Genomic DNA, 19226 nt, shown 5'->3' with positions numbered 1-19226 from the left:
ACCACGACGCCACTTCACGAGTGGCTCAGGGCCTCGAAGCCTGCCGTGCGTCTCCCGCTTCTCGAAGACCGGCCCGGTCCGCCGGAATCCGGCGGTGAACGTCTCTGCACATGTTCCGCATCGCCACGTGGAAGACCTCGGCCTGGTGGGCGCCGATGAACGTGGTGTGCCCGAACACCTCCAGGGCCACGAGACCGTGCATGCGCCCCCACGCGTCCAGGAAGAGGGACACCGCGGGGGGCGGCAGGGCTCCGAGGCCGTCCGGGGGCAGGTGTTCCAGGTGCGCCCTGAACGAAGGTGAGAGTTCCGGGGTGTCGGCCGCGGCCAGTTGCTCCGTGGAGAACTCACCGAACAGTTCACGCATGAATATGGCGCTCATCCGACGGACGGCCTGGGTGGTCGGCCCCTCGGCAGGCGCCTCGTAGTGCCGCAGCGGCGTTCCGTAGATGAGCTGGAACCGCTCGGGATTGACCATGGCCCAGCGTCGGTAGCCCTCGGCGGCCAGCACCGCACGCGGCACCGTCGTCCTGTCCGGGGCGGCGTCGACGGCACCCTGCACGGCGTCGGCGAGGTCGTCGTACGCCTTGGCGATGAGTGTCGTGACGAGGTGGTCCCGGCTCGGGAAGTAGTGGTAGAGCGCCTGCACGGTCATTCCGAGACTTCGGGCGACCGCTCGCAGGGACATCGCGGCGGGCCCGTGTTCGGTGAGGTGGCGCTCGGCGGCGGTCACGATCTCCTGGACGGCGACGGCCCGGCGCCGCCGGCGCAGTGGCGGTACGTCGGTAGCCGCTTCGTCGGATGTCATGCGGTGACCGTACGGCATCCCCTTCACGGCTCCAAGGAAACCGCGCCCTGTTCGGAAAATCTAACACTGCCAAATTCTCTTTCCGCTCACTAGCGTGATGAACGCCCACGGGAAACGGCCCAGCCCACAGGAGGGGTGGTGACCGGCACCGACCCGGGACGCCGGGATCCGCCGCCCCTGCGGTGCCGGACATGTGGTGGAGCGCTCCGCCGAAGAGGCATCCGGGCGGCGGCGCCGTCCTCAACGCGATATCCGTCCGGCCGGACCCGAACCCCGTCGGCAGGCCCACTCGTCCACCGGTATTGGAGTACCCCTATGACCGCCTCGCCCGCCCTCAGGACCAGCCGCCGCCGGTGGTGGGCACTGTGGGGGCTGATGGCCGTGTCCGCGATCGGCATCACCGCCTACGCGGTGCCCCCTTACCTGTCGGGGAACCCGGCCGACAGCAACGTGCCGATCGACCCGAACGTGGCGCTGCACTACCTATCCCTCGCCGTGCACGCCGTTCCCGGCGGTCTTGCTCTGATCATCGGCCCCTTGCAGTTCATGACCTGGCCGCGCGTCCGCAGGCCCGGGCTGCACCGGGTGATGGGCCGGGTCTACATGATCTCCGTCCTGATCGCCTCCGGCGCGGCGGCGTTCGCCGCGACGTTCTCACTCAGCGGCTTCTCGATCCAGGTCGCGTTCTACCTGCTCGTCGTGGCCTGGCTGTACACGCTGGCCGAGGCGTACCGGAGCATTCGCCGCGGCGACGTACAACTGCATCGGATCTGGATGATCCGTAACTACGCCCTGACCTTCGCCGCCGTCTCCCTGCGCGTCTATCTGGCCGTCGGCCTGCAGCTGAAGCAGTCGTTCGTCTCGTTGCCGTTCGACGAGATCTACGACGCCAGTGGCTGGGCGTCCATCCTGGTCAACGTGGTCGTGGCCGAGTACTTCATCATCCAGCGCACACTGGCGTCGCCGGCCCGCCGGGCAGCGTCGGCAGGCCTCCCCGACCGCGACCCGCTGCGGCGGTGAACAGGGCGGTCCGGGGCGTAAGGTACATCGTGACCTCCATCCTGCTCGTCGAGGACGACGACGTGATCCGCAGAGGCGTCTCGATGGCCCTTGAGCGGTACGGCTACCGCATGGCCACCGCCTCGGACGGCCTGGGCGGCCTGGAGTCCTTCCTGGCCGGTGACCACGACCTGCTGGTGCTCGACGTGATGCTCCCCGGGCTCGACGGCATCGGCCTGTGCCGCAGGGTCAGGGAGACCAGCCAGGTGCCGATCCTGATGATGTCGGCGCGCGGCGACTCCCCCGACGTGGTCTCCGGGCTGGAGGCCGGGGCCGACGACTACGTGGTCAAACCGGTCGACATCCCGGTGCTGGTGGCCAGGATCAGATCGCTGCTGCGCCGTACCACCGTCCCGGTCTCCCAGCCCGGCGTGCTGAGGTTCGGCGAGCTGACCGTCGATCCGGCCGCCCTTGAGGTACGGCTCGGCGGGCGTCCGGTGGCGCTGGCGCCGACCGAGTTGCGGCTGCTGCTGGAGTTCGCGGCCAACCCGGGGATCGTGCTCGAACGCGCCACCCTGCTGCGCGACGTGTGGGACTACGGCTGGGACGGCGACAGCCGGGTCGTCGACCTGTGCGTGCAGCGGCTGCGCAAGAAGATCGGCGCTGACCGGATCGAGACCGTGCGCGGGTTCGGTTACAAGCTGCGCAAGGCATGAAGCCCTCGCTGCGCTGGAAGGTGGCGGCGCTGATCACGCTGGCCTGCTGCGCGGTGACCGCCGTGGTCGGGGTGCTGGTCCACCGGACGACCCTCGACCGCACGATGGGGCAGGCCAAGGAGCGGGCGGTGGAGTCGGTCCACAAGGCCGTCGAGGGTTACCGTGCGAACGCTCCCGCCGAGGATCCCGCCGCCTGGATCGGGCGGATCGGGCGGCTCGGCGAGCTGCCCGACTCCCTGCGGGCTCTGCTGACCGGCGACGAGGCCGTCGCCTGGTATGACGACGGCAGGCCGACGCGGCCGTGGATGTGGGCCGCGCAGCGGATCGACGGGGATTTGGTGGCCTTCTCCCGGCTGGAGATGGGCTCGGAGAGGGTGAGGTTGCACGCCCTGGACCGTGCCATGGTCCAGGCCGCGCTGATCGCGCTCGCGGTCGTGGTCCCGGTCTCGGTCGGCCTGGCCGAGCTGACCAACCGGCGGCTGAGACGGGTCGCCGCCACCGCCCGCAGGATCGCCGACGGCGACCTGGACGCCCGTGTCTCCGCCCCGGGGCGCGGGCTCGGGCGTGACGAGATCGCCGACATCTCCGTGGCCGTCGACTCCATGGCGGCGAGTCTGCAGTACCGGCTGCTGGCCGAGCAGCGCTTCACCGCCGACGTCGCCCACGACCTGCGCACCCCGCTGATGGGTCTGGTCACCGTGGCCGGGCTGCTCGACGAGGGGGAGGCGGCCGACCTGGTGCGTGACCGGGTCGGGGTGCTGCGCTCGCTGGTCGAGGACCTGCTGGAGGTCTCCAGGCTGGACGCGGGCGCCGAGGTGGCCGAGCGGGTCCGGGTGCCGCTGGCCGAGCTGGCGCGACGGTCGGCGGCCCGCGTCGGGGTCGAGGTGGCGGTGACCGTCTTGGGGGATCCGGTGGCCGAGACCGACCCGCGCCGCCTGGACCGCATCCTGGCCAACCTCGTCCTCAACGCCCACCGTCACGGCGGCCCGCCGGTCGAGATCACCGTTGGGGACAACGTGGTCGAGGTCCGCGACCACGGGCCGGGTTTCCCGCCCGAGCTCCTGGCCGACGGGCCGAAGCGCTTTCGCACCGGTGCCGCAGAACGCGGCCGGGGCCATGGTCTGGGGCTCACGATCGCGCTCGGCCAGGCACACGTCATCGGCGCCGGCCTGACCCTGGCCAACGCCCCCGAGGGCGGCGCCGTCGCCACCCTCAGGCTCCCTGCCTGATACACGGCTGATACACGATTAAGCCACGGCGAAGACACGACGGCGACGGGCCGGAGATATCAGCGGCGCACCGTTTCACGTATGCGATATGTCCTGGCTTATCTCCTGGCGTTCGTCCTGCTGAGCGGCTGCGGCGCCGTACCGGCCGTCTCCGGAGCCACGGTGCCCGGCGTGCCGCTGCCGTGGCCCGCCGAGGGGCAGGCCACGGTCGAGGTCGAGGGGGTGGGCAACCTGGGTCTCAGCGGCGGGCGGCGGCCGGTGCCCATCGCCAGCGTGACGAAGGTGATGACCGCCTACGTGATCCTGCGCCGCCACCCGCTGCGGCCCGGCGAGAACGGCCCGCTGGTCACGGTCGACCACACCGCCGCCAACGAGTCCTACCTGCCGCAGGAGTCGACCGTCCCGCTGCGGGAGGGCCGCAGGGTACGGCTGCGCCGCATGCTTGAGCTGATGCTGGTGCCCTCGGGCAACAACGTGGCCCGTCTCCTGGCCCGCTGGGACTCCGGCTCCCAGGAGCGCTTCGTCGCGCGGATGAACGCCGAGGCCCGCCGCCTGGGCATGAAGGCCACCACGTACACCGGCGCCAGCGGCAACGAGGACAGCACCGTCAGCACCGCCTCCGACCAGCTCAGGCTGGCCAGGCAGGCGATGCGTGACCCGGTCTTCCGTGAGGTGGTCTCCCGGGCCGAGACCGTCGTCCCCGGGGACGCGCTCAGGCTGGCCAACACGAACACGCTGCTGAACAGGCACGGCGTCATCGGCGTCAAGACCGGCTCGGGCACCGCCGCAGGAGGCAACCTGGTCTGGGCCTCCCGGGTGCGGGGACGCCTGGTGCTCGGGGTGATCCTCTCCCAGGCCGCGGGCACCAACCCGGTGGCCGCCAAGGCCGCGGCGCTCGACGTGGGCGGGCGGATGAGCGAGGCGGTCGAGCGATGGCTGACCGGCCCGGACTCCCCGCTGCCCGCCCGGTGAGAACCGGGCCGGTCAGTGCCGCCCGAGCCGTGCGCAGACCGTCTCCAGCACACCGAGCGCGGCGGTGAGGGCCGGCCGCCGCCCGGTCGCGGTCCGCCACACACCGTAGACGCGGCGCAGCGGGGCCGAGCTGACGGGCAGCGCGCGGACGGTCGCGGGCAGCGGCCCCCGGCCCATCCTGGGGACCAGGGCCACGCCGAGTCCCGCGCCGACCATCTCGATCTGGCTGGCGTACTCGCTGACCATGTGGGTGAAGCGGGCCGTACCCGGCGCGTCGCGGTAGGCGTTGAGCAGGAAGTCGTGGGCCACGGACCCCGGCTCGTAGAGCCAGCTCTCCTCCCGCAGGTCGTCGAACTCGACCGAGGCCCGGCGGGCCAGCGGGTGGGTGTGGGAGACGAGCACGTCGGAGACGTCGTCGCCCAGGTGGCGGGAGTGCAGCCCCTCGGGCAGTTCGAGTGGCATCGCGGCCCAGTCGTGGGCCACGGCGAGATCGACGGTGCCCTTGGCCACGAGTTCCACCGCCCGGTGGGAGTCGACCTCGACGAGCTGCGGTTCCAGCGACGGCCAGGTCTGCCCGAGCTCCCGCATCGCCGCCGGGATCACCCCCCGCGCCGCGGTGGGGAAGGCCGCGACGCGCAACGGGCCGGTGACCGTCTCCGTCTGCGCCTGCAGCTCGGCGTTCATGCTCTCCAGCTCGATCACGATGCGACCGGCGGCCTCGGCGAGGATGCGACCGGCGACCGTCAGGGTCATCCGCCGTCCCTGGCGGTCGATGAGGACCTGGCGCACGTCGCGTTCGAGCCGGGCGATCTGCTGGGAGATGGCCGAGGGGGTGTAGCCGAGGGCGCCCGCGGCGGCGGTCACCGACCCGTGGGTCGCCAGGGCGTCGATGGCGCGAAGGCCGGCGAGGCTCAGGTTGGTCACGGATGTCACCTCGTTCCCGCCGTGGTTCCCGCCGTGGTTCCCGCCGTGGTCCGCGGGACGCGACCGGCAGGACACGCCGTCGGCCTACGGCTCGTGCTCGTCCGGCAGCTTACAGCGATGGCCTCCGGGGGGTCGAGCGTCGCCCTCCGCGGGCGGGGCGGGCAGGTGGAGGACCGCGTCCACCTCGACCTTCACCTCGCGCAGCCCCGCGACCACCGTGGTGCGGGCCGGGCGGTGGCCGCCGAAACACTCGGCGTAGGCCGCGTTGAACTCGCCGAAGTACTCGGGCCGCGCCAGGTAGGCGGTGACCTTCACCACGTCCCCGAGGCCGCCGCCCGCCGCGTGGGAGATCTCGGCCAGGTTGCGCAGGGTCAGCAGTGTCTCGGCGCGCACGTCGGCGGGCGTGTAACCGCCGTCCGGCGCGCGTGGTACCTGGCCGGAGACGTACACGAAGTCGCCCGCCCGTACGGCCTGGGCGTAGTGCCCGGCCGGGGAGGGCGCCCGTTCGGTGTGGACGGGTACGGTGCCGTGCGCCGGCGGCGAGGCGGTCCGGTGTTCCTCCCGGGTGATCGCGTCCTTGGACGTCTGGTCGCTCGGCTCCATGGCGGCTCCTCACTGTGGGCGACGTGCCCCGGCCCCGTCCCGAACCCTGCCGGGGCGGACGGCGGCCACGGGAAGAGGTCCCGTCGCCGACCGCAGAGTCTGCCAAAAAGCCCGGAGACCGGACAAGAAACGTTTTCGAAATCGGTGTTTTAACGTCCGCTAAAAAAGCGGGCCGGGCGGCGACCGCGCCGGGGCCCGTTAGCAAAGCTAAAAGAGACGGTGCAGATTCCCGCGCTTGCCCGTTTCCCGGGGGTTCCCGTTCACTTGATTGACCGCGGCGGTTCCGAGACGACCCACCGGCCACCGCCTCGACACGACGGGACGCGTCGGCGACTTCAACGGAGCGAACCACATGAGAGCGACGGGGCATTCCATGGAACAGAACCCGGAACCGCAGCCGCGATCACAGCCGGGGTCACGGCTGGAGTCACGGCTGGAGTCACGGCGCCTGCGGGCGACCCACCTGCCGGAACGGGCGCGGCTCATCGGCTCGTCCGTGCGTGAGGCCGATCTCAGCCTGCGGCTGGACGGCGCCGGGCACGGACTGCTCGACACGACCCATTTCGACACCGTGCGCTTCCCGCCGCCGGACTGGGCGCTGGAGACCTTCGCCCTGGCCGCCGGGGACGGTGAACTGGCCTACACCGCCTACCGGGGCGGCGACGGGGTACGGCGGGCCTGTGCCCGTCCCGTCGCGGAACTGCTGGGCGTGGACGTCGATCCCGACCGTCACCTCGTGCTGACCGCCGGGACTCAGAGCGGCCTGTTCACGACGCTCAGCGCGCTGGTCGACGACGGCGACACCGTGGCGCTCGCCGACCCGGAGTACCTGTTCGTCGAGCGGATGCTGCGTTTCCTCGGCGCCAGGGTGGTGCGGGTCGGCATGGTGGACGGTCCCGACGGGCCGCAGCTCGACCTGGACGCGCTCGACGAGGTGGCCGGGAACGGGATCAGGCTGCTGCTGACGTCCAACCCCAACAACCCGACCGGCTCGGTCTACACCGAGGAGACGGTCCGCGGCCTGGCGCGCCTGGCCGTACGGCACGACTTCCTGGTGGTCGTCGACGAGCTGTACTGCAGGCTGGTCTATCCGGACGTCCCGTTCTTCCATCTCGCGGCCCAGCCGGGGATGGCGGAGCGGACGGTGACCATGCTCGGCGGGTCGAAGACCGAGTCGCTCAGCGGTTACCGGATCGGGGTCGTCGTCGCGCCCCCGGAGATCGTGGACGCGATCGAGCAGGTGATGGCGATGACCTGCCTGCGCGCCCCCGCCTACGCCCAGCAGCTGCTCACCCGCTGGCTGGTCGACGACCGGGAGTTCGTGCGGCGCCGGGTCGAGGAGCTGCGCGTGATCCGCGACCTGACCGTCGAGCGGCTGCGTCAGGTCGACGGCCTGGTCGTACGGCCCGGCGCGGGCACGGCCTACCTGTGGCCCGACGTCTCGGCGCTCGGCCTCAGCGACGTGGCGGTGGCCCGTCTCCTGCAGCGGGAGGCGGGGGTCGTGGTGAGTCCCGGCTACCAGTTCGGGCCGTCGGGGGTCGGGCGGTTCCGGGTCTGCTACGCCAGGGACGAGGCTCAGTGGGAGGCCGCCCTCGACCGGATGGTGAAGGCGCTGAATGACACACCTGACCGACATCGCTGACTCAAAACGGACATTACCCGCACAATAGGCTAGCCTTCCCTAATCATGACGTCGGGAGGCGCGGGTGAGCCGGTCGAGGTCGCCGGGACAGGTGGTTCTGCGCCGGGCGCTCGGCGGGCGGCGACGCCTGGTCCTGGCCGGGTCCGTGCTGCGCGCCGGGCACCAGGCGGGAGAGGCCACGGTTCCGGTGCTGATCGGCCTGGCCGTGGACCAGGGTGTCGTCGCGGGTGACCTCGGCGCCCTGCTGCGCTGGCTCGCGGTCCTGGCGGTCGTCTATCTCGTGCTGTCCTTCAGCTACCGGTTCGGCGCCCGCGCCTCCGACCGCGCCATGGAGGAGATCGCGCACACCCTGCGCGCCGAGGTCGTCGGCCGGGTCCTGCATCCCGGCGGCGGCGCCGAGTCCGGGCGGCTTCCCGGCGCGCTCGCCGGAATCGCCACCGAGGACGCCAGGCGGGTCGGCGCGCTGGCCAACGCGATCCCCGGTGCCGCCGCCACGTTCACCGGGCTGCTGGCCGGGGCCGCCGTGCTGCTGTGGATCTCGGTCCCGCTCGGCCTGGTCGTGCTGGCAGGCGCCCCGGCGCTGCTGTGGCTCGGTCACCTGCTGAGCAGGCCGCTCGAACGGCGCAGCGCCACCGAGCAGGACCGGGCCGCGCGCGCCTCCGGCGTGGCCGCCGACCTGGTCGCCGGGCTGCGGGTGCTCAAGGGCATCGGCGCGGAACGGGCCGCCCTGGACAGGTACCGCGCGACCAGCCGCGACTCCCTGGCGGCGACGATGCGCGCGGCCAGGGCGGAGGCGCTGCAGAACGGCGTGGTCCTGGCGTTGACCGGCTGCCTCATCGCGGTCGTCGGGCTGTCCGGCGGACGGCTGGCCGCCGGCGGGCGGATCAGCCTGGGCGACCTGATCTCCGCGGTCGGGCTCGCGCTGTTCCTGATCGGGCCGTTGCAGTCGCTGGCCCGGGTCAACACCGCCTTCGCCCAGGCCAGGGCCTCTGCCACCAGGATCGCCGAGGTGCTGGCCGCGCCGCCCGCCGTCACCCCCGGCGCCGCACGGCTGCCGCGTGACCTCCGGGGCGGCCTCAGCCTGCGCGCGGTCGGGCACGCCGGGCTGCGCGGGATCGACCTGGAGGTCGCGCCCGGCGAACTGCTCGGTGTCGCCGCGACCGACCCGGCGGACGCTCTCGCGTTGCTGCGCTGCCTGGACCGGCGGGCCGACCCGGAGACCGGGACGGTCGAGCTCGACGGGGTCAGCCTGCGCGACCTCGACCCCGGTGACCTGCGCTCCGCCGTCCTGGTCGCCGCGCACGACGCCGACCTGTTCGAGGGCACACTGCTCGGCAACGTCGGAGCCGTCGCCGAACAGGACGCCGATCTGGGGCGGGTGATGGCCGCGGCCGGAGCCGACGAGGTCGCCCGCGCCCTGCCGTACGGGCAGGAGACGGCGGTCGCCGAGCGCGGCCGGTCGCTCTCCGGCGGGCAGCGGCAGCGGGTCGCCCTGGCCAGGGCGCTGGCCGCCGACCGGCCGGTGCTGGTGGTCCACGACCCGACGACGGCGGTCGACACGGTCACCGAGGCCAGGATCGCCGCCGGGATACGCGAGCTGCGCCGGGGCCGTACCACGATCATGGTCACCACCAGCCCGGCGCTGCTCACGGTCGCCGACCGGGTGGTGCTGCTGGACGGCGGCCGGATCGTGGAGACCGGGCCGCACACCGAGCTCGCCCGCCGCAACGAGACCTACCGCTCGGCGGTGCTGACGTGACCCGGGACCGCGGGAGGGAGCCGGAGACGGCGCCGCCCGAGGGAGCGCTGCCGACGGCCTCCCCGGCGCGGACCCGCGCCCTCGTGTGGGAGCTGCTGCGGCCGCGCCGCGGGCTCGCCACCGCCGGGTTCTCCGTGATGGTCGGCGCGACCGCGTTCGGGCTGCTCCCCCAGCCGCTCCTCGGGCACATCGTCGACCTGGTCGCCGAGGGCCGTCCCGCCACGGAGCTGACCGGTCCCGCCGTGCTGCTGGTGCTCGTCGCGCTCCTGCAGGGCGGCGCGACGGCGCTGGGGCTGACGCTGGTCTCGCGGCTCGGCGAGACCATGCTGGCCGCGCTGCGGGAGCGGTTCGTCGAGCGCGCGCTGCTGCTGCCGCAGGAGCGGGTCGAACGGGCGGGCTCCGGCGACCTGACGGCCCGGGTCACCGGTGACGTGTCCCGGGTGGCCGAGTCGGTGCGCAACGCCCTGCCCGAACTGGCCCGCTCCCTGCTGGCCATCGTGCTGACGCTCGGCGCCATGGCGCTGCTCGACTGGCGCTTCCTGGTCGCCGCGCTGCTCGCGGTGCCGGTCCAGGCGCACACCGCCCGCTGGTACGTGCGCAACGCGGTGCCGCTCTACGCCCGCCAGCGCGTCGCGGCCGGGGCGATACAGCAGCGTCTGCTCGACACGATCGGCGGCGCGGAGACCGTACGGGCCTTCCGGATGGAGGAGGAGCACGCCGGGCGGGTCGCGAACGCCTCGCGGGCGGCGATCGAGCTGACGATGCGCGGGGTCAGGCTCGTGGTGGGCTTCTACAGCCGGCTGCACATCGCCGAGTACATCGGGCTGGCCGCGGTACTGTTCGCCGGGTTCCTCCTGGTTCAGGATGGCTCGGCGTCCATCGGCACCGCGACCGCCGCCGCGCTGTACTTCCACAGTCTGTTCGGCCCGATCAACAACGCGCTCGTGCTGCTCGACGACGCGCAGTCGGCCCTGGCCGGGCTGGCGCGCCTGGCGGGGGTCGCCACGCTTCCCCCGGAACCCGGGACGGAGCCGGAGGCCGGGCGGGAACCGGGCCCGGAGCCGCGGACGGTCACCGTGACCGACGCCGGGCACGCCTACGAGGCGGGACGACCGGTGCTGCGCGGGGTGGACCTCGTCCTGCGCCCCGGTGAGCAGGTCGCGCTGGTCGGCGCGAGCGGGGCGGGCAAGTCGACGCTCGCCAGGATCGTCGCGGGCGTCCAGCGCCCCTCGTCCGGGACCGTACGGCTGCCCGCCGCCCGGCCGGGCGCGCGGCGCGCGGTGGTGCTGGTCACGCAGGAGTCGCACGTGTTCGCCGGGCCGCTGGCCGAGGATCTGAGGCTGGCCAGGCCGGAGGCGGACGAGGAGGAGCTGTGCTCCGCGCTCGCCCTGGTCGGCGCACTGGAGTGGGCGCGCGCACTGCCCGCCGGGCTTGACACGGTCGTCGGCGAGGCCGGGCACCGGCTCACCGCCGCCCAGGTGCAGCAGCTCGCGCTGGCCCGGCTGGTACTGGCCGACCCGGAGGTCGCGGTGCTCGACGAGGCGACGGCCGAGGCGGGCAGCGCGGGCGCCCGCGCGCTCGAACGGGCCGCCGCCCGCGCCGCCGAGGGCCGTACCGCCCTGGTGGTCGCGCACCGGCTGACCCAGGCCGCGACGGCGGACCGGATCGTCGTCATGGAGGACGGACGCGTGGCGGAGAGCGGCACGCACGAGGAGCTGCTGGCCGCGGGAGGGCGCTACGCCGCCCTGTGGGAGGCCTGGTCGGACACCCGGGCCACGGCGGAATGATCCACCTGTCACCGTTCCCCCACCCCCGGTGACAGAGTGACGGAAGATACTTATAAGGTAAGCCTTACCTAAATCTCCCTCCGTCACTTGGAGATCGCATGCTCACCGCCGTACGGTCGCGATCCAGGACCGCACTGGCCGCGCTGGTCGCCCTGACCGCCCTCGCGCTCGCCGGGTGCTCCGCCTCTCCCACCGAACCCGGGACGCAGTCCTCTCCGGGCCAGGCCGCCTCCCCCGCCGTGCCCTCCGGCGACGCCTTCCCCGTCACCATCCCCAGCGCGCTCGGCGACGCCGTGATCACCAAGAGGCCGGAGCGCGTGGTCACCTGGGGCTGGTCGAGCCAGGACGCCGTGCTCGCCCTCGGCGTGGTCCCGGTCGCGATGCCCAGGAACACCTACGGCGGGGACGCCGACGGCGTGTTTCCCTGGGACGCGGACAAGATCAAGGAGCTGGGCGGTGCCACCCCGGTCCTGCTCAGCTCCGACAGCGGTGAGGTGCCGTTCGAGGAGATCGTCGAAGTCCGCCCCGACGTCATCCTCGCCCCCTACTCGGGCATCACCAAGGAGGAGTTCGCCAAGCTCAGCAGGATCGCCCCGGTCGTCGCCTACCCGGAGAAGCCCTGGGCGCTGCCCTGGCAGGACCAGGTCGAGATCATCGGCAAGGCCCTCGGCCGCAGCGCCGAGGCCACGGCCCTGAAGGAGAGGACCGCCGCCTACGTCGCCTCCCTCGCCGCGGCCAACCCGGTCCTGAAGGGCAGGTCCTTCCTGTACGGCGCCGCCAACGAGGCCGACCAGCTCAACGTCTACCGGGCCAGCGACCCCCGGGTGGCGCTGCTCGGAGACCTCGGCATGACCGTGAGCCCCAGCGTCGCCGCGCTCGACGCCGACCCCAAGGCGGGCTCCTACTTCTACAACGTCAGCTACGAGAACGTCGGCAAGATCGAGGCCGACGTCCTGGTGATGTACTTCGGCTCCCAGAAGGAGGCCGACAGGTTCGTCGCCGACCCGGTCATCTCGGCCATGCCCAACGTCAGGGACAAGCGCTTCGCGCCCATCGTGGGTGAGTCGTTCGTGATGGCCAGCAGCGCACCGACGGTGCTGTCCATCCCGTGGATGCTCGACCGGTACGTCCCGCAGCTCGCCGCCGCCGCCGCGAAGGCCGGCGCGTAGCCCTCTGGAGATCCGTACGTGCCCGTCCTGTCCGCGCCCCGGGACGCCCGGGGACCCTCGGTCCCTGCCGGTCCCGCGTCCCGGCGCCGGACCGGCCCCCTGGTCGCCGGTCTGCTCCTGCTCGCCGTCGCGCTGGTCGCGGTGTGCGCGTTCAGCCTCGCCGTCGGCGCCAACGCCCTGCCGCCGCGCACGGTGTGGCAGGCGCTCACCCACTACGACCCGGCGGACCCGCACCACCTGGTGATCGTCGAGAAGCGGCTGCCCCGGACCCTCGTCGGGGTGGTGGCCGGGCTGGGCCTGGCCGTGGCCGGGGTGGTCGTCCAGGGGCTGACCCGCAACCCGATGGCCGACCCCGGCCTGCTCGGCGTCAGTTCCGGCGCCTCCCTGGCCGTCGTCGTCGCCGTCAGCGTCCTCGGCGTCCAGGACGGCGGCAGGATCTGGTTCGCCTTCGCCGGGGCCGCGGTGGTGACCGCCTTCGTGTACGGCGTCGCCGGGGCCGGAGGACGCGGCGGTGCCGGCCCGGTCACCCTGGTGCTCGCCGGGGCCGCGGTCACCGCGGCGCTCACCTCGCTGGTCACCGCGGTGCTGCTCACCGACCGCTCCGCCCTCGACCAGATGCGCTTCTGGCAGGTCGGCGCGCTGGCCGCCCGGGGGTTCCCGGTGTTGTGGCAGACACTGCCCGGCGTCGCCGCCGGGCTCGTCCTCGCCGTCGCGGTCAGCAGGCCGCTCAACGGCCTGGCCCTGGGCGAGGACACCGCCCGTGGCCTGGGCCAGCGGGTCGGGCTCACCCGGGCGCTCGCCACGCTGACGGTGGTGCTGCTGTGCGGCTCGGCCACCGCCGCCGCCGGGCCCGTCGCCTTCGCCGGGCTGATCGTCGCGCACACCTCACGCGGGCTCGCGGGACCCGACCACCGCTGGATGGTCCCGTACGCGGCGCTCTCCGGCCCGATCCTGCTCATCGGCTGCGACGTGCTGGGCCGCATCGTCGCGCGCCCCGGCGAGCTCCAGGTGGGCGTGGTGGTCGCGGCGGTCGGCGCCCCGCTGCTCATCGCCCTGGTACGGCCGCGCGGGAGGGGACGCCGATGACCGTCACCGGATCACCGACCGGCAGGCTGCGCAGGCGGGCCCGGCTGCGCGAGGCCTGGGTCACCGCCGTGCTCGCGGCCGGGATCGCCGCGCTGGCCGTGTGCGGGCTCGCGCTCGGCAAGGCGTCGGTCAGCCCGCAGGAGGTCCTCGGCGCCGTCCTCGGCCGCGCGGACCCGATGACCGGGTTCGTCATCATGGAACTGCGCATGCCGCGCATGCTCACCGCGCTGCTGGCCGGGGCGTGCCTGGGCCTGTCCGGCGCGCTGCTCCAGTCGATCCTGCGCAACCCCCTGGCCAGCCCGGACGTCATCGGTGTCACGCAGAGCGCGGGTGCGGCCGGGATTCTCGGGCTCATCGCCTTCGGGCTGAGCGGCCTGTCGTTGACCGGTGTCGTGCTCGGCGGCGCCCTGGTCGCGACCGCCGCCGTCTACCTGCTGTCCTGGCGGCGCGCCGGTCACCGCCTCGTCATCGTCGGCATCGGCGTCTCCGCCCTGTGCACGGCCGTCGTCTCGTACGTGCTCACCAGCGGCGACGTGCGCGACACCCAGGAGGCGCTGGTGTGGATCAACGGCAGCCTGGGCAGGGCTGGCTGGGACACCTCGCTGACGCTGGCGGCCTGCGGGGTGGTGCTGGTGCCCGCCGCGCTGGCCGCGGGGCGCGGGCTGCCCGTCCTCGAACTGGGCGACGACCCGGCGACGGCTCTCGGCGAGCGGGTCGGGCGCGTCCGGACGCTGGTGCTCGGGCTCGCCGCCGCCCTGGCCGCCACGGCCGTCGCCGTCGTGGGGCCGGTGCCGTTCGTCGCGCTGGTCAGCGCCCCGGTGGCGCGCCGCGTCGTCCGGACGGGCTCCGTCGCCCTGCTGCCGTCCGCGTTGGCCGGGGCCGCGCTGCTGCTCGCCTCCGACCTGGTCGCCCAGTTCGCGGTGCCCGGCGTGCCGCTGCCCGCGGGTGTCGTGACCGGTGTCGTCGGCGCGCCGTACCTGCTGTGGCTGCTGGTCAGACGCCGCTAGAGCAGGTATCGCACCCACAGGTACGGCGTGGCCACGGCGACGGTGACGAGCGTGACGACGAGGCCGTACCTCGTGAAACCCCAGAAGCTGATCGGGGTGCCGTTGCGGGCGGCGATGCCGAGCACGACGACGTTGGCCGCGGCGCCGACGGCGGTGGCGTTGCCCCCCAGGTCGGCGCCGAGCGCGAGCGCCCACCACAGCACCCTGGCGTGCTCACCGCCTCCGGCCGCGTTCACCAGGTCGGCCACGATGGGGCTCATCGTGGCCACGTACGGGATGTTGTCGACGATCGCCGAGATCCCGGCCGACCCCCACAGCAGGCCCGTGGCGGCCACCCCGAGCCGCCCCTGGGTCGCCTCGACGGCGGCACGGGAGACCTGTTCGATGACACCGGTCTCGACCAGCGCTCCGACCATGACGAACAGCCCGGCGAAGAAGGTCAGGGTCGGCCACTCCACCTCGGAGATGGCCTCCTCCGCGGTGACCCTGGTCGCGGCCACCAGGAAACCCGCCCCCAGGATCGCCACGACGGACGGCTCGTAGTGCAGGACGGGGTGGAGCACGAAGGCCACCAGGACCAGGGCCAGCACGACCAGGCTCTGCCACAGCAGCCTGCGGTCGGTGATCGCCTCACGTTCGTCGAGTGCCATCACGTCGGCCGCCCGCGCCGGGTCGTGCGCGAACGCCCCGCGGAACAGGAACCGGCACAGCACCACGAAGACCACCATCAGCAGCACGATCAGCGGCGCCAGGTGGACCAGGAAGTCGTTGAAGGTCAGGCCGCCCCGGCTGGCGATGATGATGTTGGGCGGGTCGCCGACCAGGGTGGCGGTGCCGCCGATGTTCGAGGCCATCGCCTCGGCGATCAGGAACGGCGCCACCGGTACGGCCAGCCGTTCGCACACCAGGAACGTCACCGGGGCGATGAGCAGCACGGTGGTGACGTTGTCCAGCAGGGCGGAGGCCAAGGCGGTGATGACGACCAGCAGCACCATCAGCCGGTACGGCCTGCCCCTGGCCCGTTTGGCGGCCCAGATCGCGAGGTACTCGAAGACGCCGGTCTGCTTGAGCACGCCGACGATGACCATCATGCCCAGCAGCAGGAAGACGACGTTCCAGTCGACGCCGGTGTGCTGGGAGAAGAACGCGGCCTCGGCGTCGGTCGCGTGGATCAGCAGCATGATCCCGGCACCGCCGAGGGCGGCGGCGACCCGGTGCACCCGTTCGGTGGCGATCAGCGCGTAGGCGCCGAGGAAGACCGCGACCGAAAGCCAGGCGAGGGCGCTCACGCGGCCAGGACCCGGTCGAGCAGCGTCCGCAGGGTGACCGCGCCCACCAGGCGGCCGTCGTCGACGACCGCGGCCAGCGGGCTGTGGGTGCGCGCCATGAGGGCGGCGACCTCAAGCACCGTCGCGTCCGGGTCGGTGACCGGCAGTTCCCTGCGTTCGCGGGGCATCGCCTCACGTACCGTCCGTCCGGCGACCGCCCGCAGGAAGCCGTCGGCGTGCGCCTCGTCGACCACCCGGGCCAGCGCCGGGTCGTCCTGGCAGTAGCCGGGCACGGCCAGGCGCAGCACCTGCGTGCCGGGCAGGATGCTGATGGGCAGGCCGTCGCCGTCGACGACGATCAGGCCGGGCAGTCCCTGGTCGGCCAGCAGTCTGGCCGCCTCGGCGACCGGGGTCTCAAGGGTGACCGTGGGAAAGGCGGTCAGCAGGTCGCGTGCGCGCATCGGAGAGTCCTCCTCGCCGCGGCGACCCGCGGCACTGGTTCCGGTGACGTGGGTCCTCCGCCGGGCGGGCGGTGGTTCCCCGGGCGGGTCAGGAGCCCGGCGGGCGGGGACGGAGACATCGGCGAGCACCTTCCAGGCCATACGGCATGACAGCGCCGACCAGGCTTCCCGGCTCACCGGGGACGACTTTATCAGTGCCCTGTTCTCACCCACGGGACAGGAACGAACCCTGATCGAGCAATCTTGCCAGCTGATCGTGATGCTCTCTCGGCACCATGAGCAGCAGGCGTTCTGTTCCACGATTCCTGGAGGCCAGCCCTGCACTCCCCGGCGCCGGAGATCCATCGCAGATCACAGGCGGTACTCAAGATCCTTCCGTTCGCGGTGATGGGCGCCGTCGGCCTGACCGACATGCTCGCCGGTCCGAGGCTCGGCTTCCTGCCGCTGCTGACCCTCGGGCCGACCTTCGCCTCGGTGTCCGGCGGCGTACGGCGCACCGTACTCGTCGGCGCGCTGGCGCTGGCCATCTGCCTGCCGCTCTCGGCCTACAGCGGCGTGCTGTTCAACCGGCAGAACAACCTCACGATCGCGACGATCACCGCGGTGACCGGCGCCAGCATGCTGGCCGCCCACCTGCGCATCCGCCGCGAGCGCGAACTGGCCAACGTGCGGATGGTCGCCGAGACGGCCCAGCACGTGCTGTTGCGCCCGGTGCCGCGCCGGGCGGGCGACCTGCGCATCGCGCTGTCCTACACCTCGGCCGCGGCCGAGGCCCGCATCGGCGGGGACCTCTACGAGGTCGTCACCACACCGCAGGGGGTGCGCCTGCTCATCGGCGACGTGCAGGGCAAGGGGCTGCAGGCGGTCGAGACCGCCGCCTGGACGCTCGGCGCGTTCCGCGAGGCGGCCTACGACGAACCCGACCTGCCGGGCATCGGCGACCGGCTCGAAAACAGCCTCGCCCGTCACCTGGGAGGCGAGAGGTTCGTCACCGCCATCCTCGCCCAGGTGCACGAGGAGGAGATCTCCCTGCTGAACTTCGGCCACCCGCCGCCCCTGATCATGCGCAGCGACGGCCGGATCCTGCTGGCCGAGCCGGAGGAGGAGATCCCCCCGCTCGGCCTCGTCTCCCTCGGGCCCGCCGTCCCCGCCCCCTACCGGGTGCCGTTCGGGACCGGCGACCAGATCCTGCTGTACACCGACGGCGTCATCGAGGCCCGTGACGCCTCCGGCGCCTTCTACCCCCTCCTCGACCGCGCGTGGGTGCTCGGCGGCTCCGACCCCCAGGCCGCGCTTGAGGAACTGCGCGCCGACCTGCTCGACCACGTCGGCGGGCCGTTGCAGGACGACGCGGCGATGCTGCTGCTGCGCCGCCATTCCCGCCCTCCGGCGAGGGACGGCGCCGGGATCACCAGGTGACCGGGATGCGGTCGACCCCTCCGGTGAGCGAGTCGCTCTGCTCGGTCAGCTCCTCAGGCGGCACGGTCAGGGCGAGCGTGGGAAAGCGGCGGAACAGGCCGCCGATCATCTCGCGCATCTCGATCCTGGCCAGGCTCGCCCCGATGCAGTAGTGGATCGCGTAGCCGAACCCGAGGTGCTGGCTGCCGGGGGCGCGCCCGATGTCGAAGCGGTTGGGGTCGGTGAAGGCCCGCTCGTCCCGGTTGGCCGCCGTCATGGCGATGATCACCGCGTCGCCGCGCTCGATCGTCACACCGCCGATCGTCACGTCCTCGTGCGCGTAGCGGGGCAGGCCGTGGTTGCTCGGGGCCGCGATCCGCAGGATCTCCTCGACCGCCCTGTCGATCATCTCCGGGGTGGCGACCAGGGCGTCGCGCTGCTCCGGGTTGGACAGCAGCAGGAGCACGCCGTAGTCGATCTGGTTGATGGTCGTCTCGTGGCCCGCGAACAGCAGCCCGGCGGAGAGCATGGCGACCTCCTCGTCCGACACGTCCGCCCTGGCCAGGTCGGAGAAGACGTCCTCGCCGGGATTCTCCCGCTTGTCGATGACGATCTTCCTGGTGTACTCGCTCAGCGCGTCCATCGCGTCCTGGGCCCGGCGCGGGTCGCTCAGGTTGCCCACCGTCTCGGCCAGCTTCCTGAAGTAGCCGCGGTCGGCGTACGGCACGCCGAGCAGTTCGCAGATCACCAGCACGGGAAGCGGGAGGGAGATGCGCTCCCGCAGGTCGGCCGGGGGGCCGTGCTCGGCCATGTCGTCGAGGAGCGTGTCGACGAACTCCCTGATGCGCGGCGTGAGGGCGCTCATCCTGCGGGCGGAGAAGGCGGGGGCGAACAGGCGGCGCATCCGCTCGTGCTTGACCTTCTCGACCTCGATGGTGTCGCTGCGCGGGCCGCCCAGCAGCACCGAGTTGGAGATCCTGGACACCCGCTCCGGGGTGGGGGTCGAGCGGCCCAGGCGTCGCTCGGCGAAGGCCTCCCTGGCCTCCTCGTAGCCGGTCACCAGCCAGGCGACGTCGCCCGCCTGGGTGCGCACCCTGGCCACCGGTTCGTCGTTGAGCAACGCGTGGTAGGTCTGCGGCAGGTCAAGAGGGTTACTCCGCGTGAAGGGGAGCGCGGGCAGGTCCGCGGAGTCCGCGAGGTCGTTGACGTCATCAACCATGGCCGGGAAACACCTCTCGAAGTGGACGACGAGCCGTTTTCCCAAGCTCTCACTGAATGGTTTTCCCGACAAGGATGTTTTTGTGGAAAACATTAACGTCCCGAGGCGACACGGCGGTGTCGTTAAAGTTCCATACAGCACTTTTTGGGCCGGACAAAAGGCCAGAAAAGCTCGCTCAAGCC

17 protein-coding genes are annotated in these 19226 nt (G+C 72.7%); 11 read left to right on the top strand and 6 right to left on the bottom strand.

The annotated features are described in order from the left end of the window. Nucleotides 1–25: 25 nt before the first annotated feature. Entirely contained in the window at nt 26–805 is a 780-nt protein-coding gene (locus tag ABT340_RS17715) for a TetR/AcrR family transcriptional regulator (protein ID WP_352011820.1), read from the bottom strand. 315 nt (nt 806–1120) lie between these two features. Between ABT340_RS17715 and ABT340_RS17710 the strand changes: the two genes are divergently transcribed. The 4 genes from ABT340_RS17710 to ABT340_RS17695 all read left to right on the top strand — a co-directional run bounded on the left by ABT340_RS17710 (nt 1121) and on the right by ABT340_RS17695 (nt 4721). Beyond that, on the top strand, nt 1121–1825 hold the full coding sequence (locus ABT340_RS17710; RefSeq protein WP_352011819.1) for a DUF2306 domain-containing protein: 705 nt from the start codon (nt 1121–1123) through the stop codon (nt 1823–1825). A gap of 29 nt (nt 1826–1854) precedes the next feature. After that, on the top strand, nt 1855–2520 hold the full coding sequence (gene cseB, locus ABT340_RS17705; protein ID WP_352011818.1) for a two-component system response regulator CseB: 666 nt from the start codon (nt 1855–1857) through the stop codon (nt 2518–2520). Beyond that, nucleotides 2517–3749: a sensor histidine kinase gene (locus ABT340_RS17700; protein ID WP_352011817.1), complete on the top strand. Its 1233-nt coding sequence runs from the start codon at nt 2517–2519 to the stop codon at nt 3747–3749. Before cseB ends, ABT340_RS17700 begins: the two co-directional genes overlap by 4 nt. Before the next feature lie 81 nt (nt 3750–3830). Further along, nucleotides 3831–4721 carry a D-alanyl-D-alanine carboxypeptidase family protein gene (locus tag ABT340_RS17695; RefSeq protein WP_352011816.1) on the top strand — a complete coding sequence of 297 codons (891 nt, stop codon included), beginning with the start codon at nt 3831–3833 and terminating at the stop codon, nt 4719–4721. 12 nt (nt 4722–4733) lie between these two features. Here ABT340_RS17695 and ABT340_RS17690 read toward each other — a convergent pair whose 3' ends face one another. Together ABT340_RS17690 and ABT340_RS17685 are read right to left on the bottom strand one after the other, a co-directional pair. After that, entirely contained in the window at nt 4734–5645 is a 912-nt protein-coding gene (locus tag ABT340_RS17690; RefSeq protein ID WP_352011815.1) for a LysR family transcriptional regulator, read from the bottom strand. An 84-nt stretch (nt 5646–5729) separates the two neighbouring features. After that, on the bottom strand, nt 5730–6248 hold the full coding sequence (locus tag ABT340_RS17685; RefSeq protein ID WP_352011814.1) for a RidA family protein: 519 nt from the start codon (nt 6246–6248) through the stop codon (nt 5730–5732). A 373-nt stretch (nt 6249–6621) separates the two neighbouring features. Between ABT340_RS17685 and ABT340_RS17680 the strand changes: the two genes are divergently transcribed. The 6 genes from ABT340_RS17680 (at nt 6622) to ABT340_RS17655 (ending at nt 14698) form a co-directional block, all read left to right on the top strand. Then, nucleotides 6622–7890 (top strand): pyridoxal phosphate-dependent aminotransferase, encoded by a 1269-nt coding sequence (locus ABT340_RS17680; protein ID WP_352011813.1) that lies wholly within the window; start codon nt 6622–6624, stop codon nt 7888–7890. A gap of 64 nt (nt 7891–7954) precedes the next feature. After that, entirely contained in the window at nt 7955–9649 is a 1695-nt protein-coding gene (locus ABT340_RS17675; protein WP_352011812.1) for an ABC transporter ATP-binding protein, read from the top strand. Beyond that, complete coding sequence (locus tag ABT340_RS17670) at nt 9646–11436, top strand: ABC transporter ATP-binding protein (protein ID WP_352011811.1); 1791 nt, start codon at nt 9646–9648, stop codon at nt 11434–11436. Before ABT340_RS17675 ends, ABT340_RS17670 begins: the two co-directional genes overlap by 4 nt. Nucleotides 11437–11534: 98 nt before the next feature. Then, on the top strand, nt 11535–12605 hold the full coding sequence (locus tag ABT340_RS17665; protein ID WP_352011810.1) for an iron-siderophore ABC transporter substrate-binding protein: 1071 nt from the start codon (nt 11535–11537) through the stop codon (nt 12603–12605). An 18-nt stretch (nt 12606–12623) separates the two neighbouring features. Beyond that, complete coding sequence (locus ABT340_RS17660; protein ID WP_352011809.1) at nt 12624–13691, top strand: FecCD family ABC transporter permease; 1068 nt, start codon at nt 12624–12626, stop codon at nt 13689–13691. Beyond that, a complete protein-coding gene (locus ABT340_RS17655; protein ID WP_352011808.1) occupies nt 13688–14698 on the top strand; it encodes a FecCD family ABC transporter permease in 1011 nt (336 codons plus the stop codon). Before ABT340_RS17660 ends, ABT340_RS17655 begins: the two co-directional genes overlap by 4 nt. On the opposite strand, the gene ABT340_RS17650 is transcribed toward ABT340_RS17655, so the two are convergent. Together ABT340_RS17650 and ABT340_RS17645 are read right to left on the bottom strand one after the other, a co-directional pair. Next, the gene (locus ABT340_RS17650) at nt 14695–15987 is read right to left on the bottom strand and encodes an ArsB/NhaD family transporter (RefSeq protein WP_352011807.1); all 1293 of its coding nucleotides are present in this window, start codon (nt 15985–15987) and stop codon (nt 14695–14697) included. The genes ABT340_RS17655 and ABT340_RS17650 overlap by 4 nt on opposite strands. Beyond that, nucleotides 15984–16427 (bottom strand): CBS domain-containing protein, encoded by a 444-nt coding sequence (locus ABT340_RS17645; RefSeq protein WP_352011806.1) that lies wholly within the window; start codon nt 16425–16427, stop codon nt 15984–15986. Before ABT340_RS17645 ends, ABT340_RS17650 begins: the two co-directional genes overlap by 4 nt. 387 nt (nt 16428–16814) lie before the next feature. On the opposite strand from ABT340_RS17645, the gene ABT340_RS17640 reads away from it, so the two are divergent. After that, a complete protein-coding gene (locus ABT340_RS17640) occupies nt 16815–17846 on the top strand; it encodes a PP2C family protein-serine/threonine phosphatase (protein WP_352011805.1) in 1032 nt (343 codons plus the stop codon). Here the strand turns inward: ABT340_RS17640 and ABT340_RS17635 are convergent. Then, nucleotides 17836–19044 (bottom strand): cytochrome P450, encoded by a 1209-nt coding sequence (locus ABT340_RS17635; RefSeq protein WP_352011804.1) that lies wholly within the window; start codon nt 19042–19044, stop codon nt 17836–17838. The two genes, ABT340_RS17640 and ABT340_RS17635, sit on opposite strands and share 11 nt — an antisense overlap. Nucleotides 19045–19226: the final 182 nt, after the last annotated feature.

This window comes from Streptosporangium sp. NPDC000239, assembly GCF_040300765.1.
GTDB lineage: Bacteria > Actinomycetota > Actinomycetes > Streptosporangiales > Streptosporangiaceae > Streptosporangium.
This window is presented reverse-complemented; position numbering and strand designations above follow the sequence as displayed.

Coding starts and splice junctions, on each gene's coding strand:
- ABT340_RS17715 (WP_352011820.1), bottom strand. CDS start 805: ATGACATCCGACGAAGCGGCTACCGACGTACCGCCACTGCGCCGGCGG.
- ABT340_RS17710 (WP_352011819.1), top strand. CDS start 1,121: ATGACCGCCTCGCCCGCCCTCAGGACCAGCCGCCGCCGGTGGTGGGCA.
- ABT340_RS17700 (WP_352011817.1), top strand. CDS start 2,517: ATGAAGCCCTCGCTGCGCTGGAAGGTGGCGGCGCTGATCACGCTGGCC.
- ABT340_RS17695 (WP_352011816.1), top strand. CDS start 3,831: ATGCGATATGTCCTGGCTTATCTCCTGGCGTTCGTCCTGCTGAGCGGC.
- ABT340_RS17685 (WP_352011814.1), bottom strand. CDS start 6,248: ATGGAGCCGAGCGACCAGACGTCCAAGGACGCGATCACCCGGGAGGAA.
- ABT340_RS17680 (WP_352011813.1), top strand. CDS start 6,622: ATGGAACAGAACCCGGAACCGCAGCCGCGATCACAGCCGGGGTCACGG.
- ABT340_RS17665 (WP_352011810.1), top strand. CDS start 11,535: ATGCTCACCGCCGTACGGTCGCGATCCAGGACCGCACTGGCCGCGCTG.
- ABT340_RS17655 (WP_352011808.1), top strand. CDS start 13,688: ATGACCGTCACCGGATCACCGACCGGCAGGCTGCGCAGGCGGGCCCGG.
- ABT340_RS17645 (WP_352011806.1), bottom strand. CDS start 16,427: ATGCGCGCACGCGACCTGCTGACCGCCTTTCCCACGGTCACCCTTGAG.
- ABT340_RS17640 (WP_352011805.1), top strand. CDS start 16,815: ATGGGCGCCGTCGGCCTGACCGACATGCTCGCCGGTCCGAGGCTCGGC.
- ABT340_RS17635 (WP_352011804.1), bottom strand. CDS start 19,044: ATGGTTGATGACGTCAACGACCTCGCGGACTCCGCGGACCTGCCCGCG.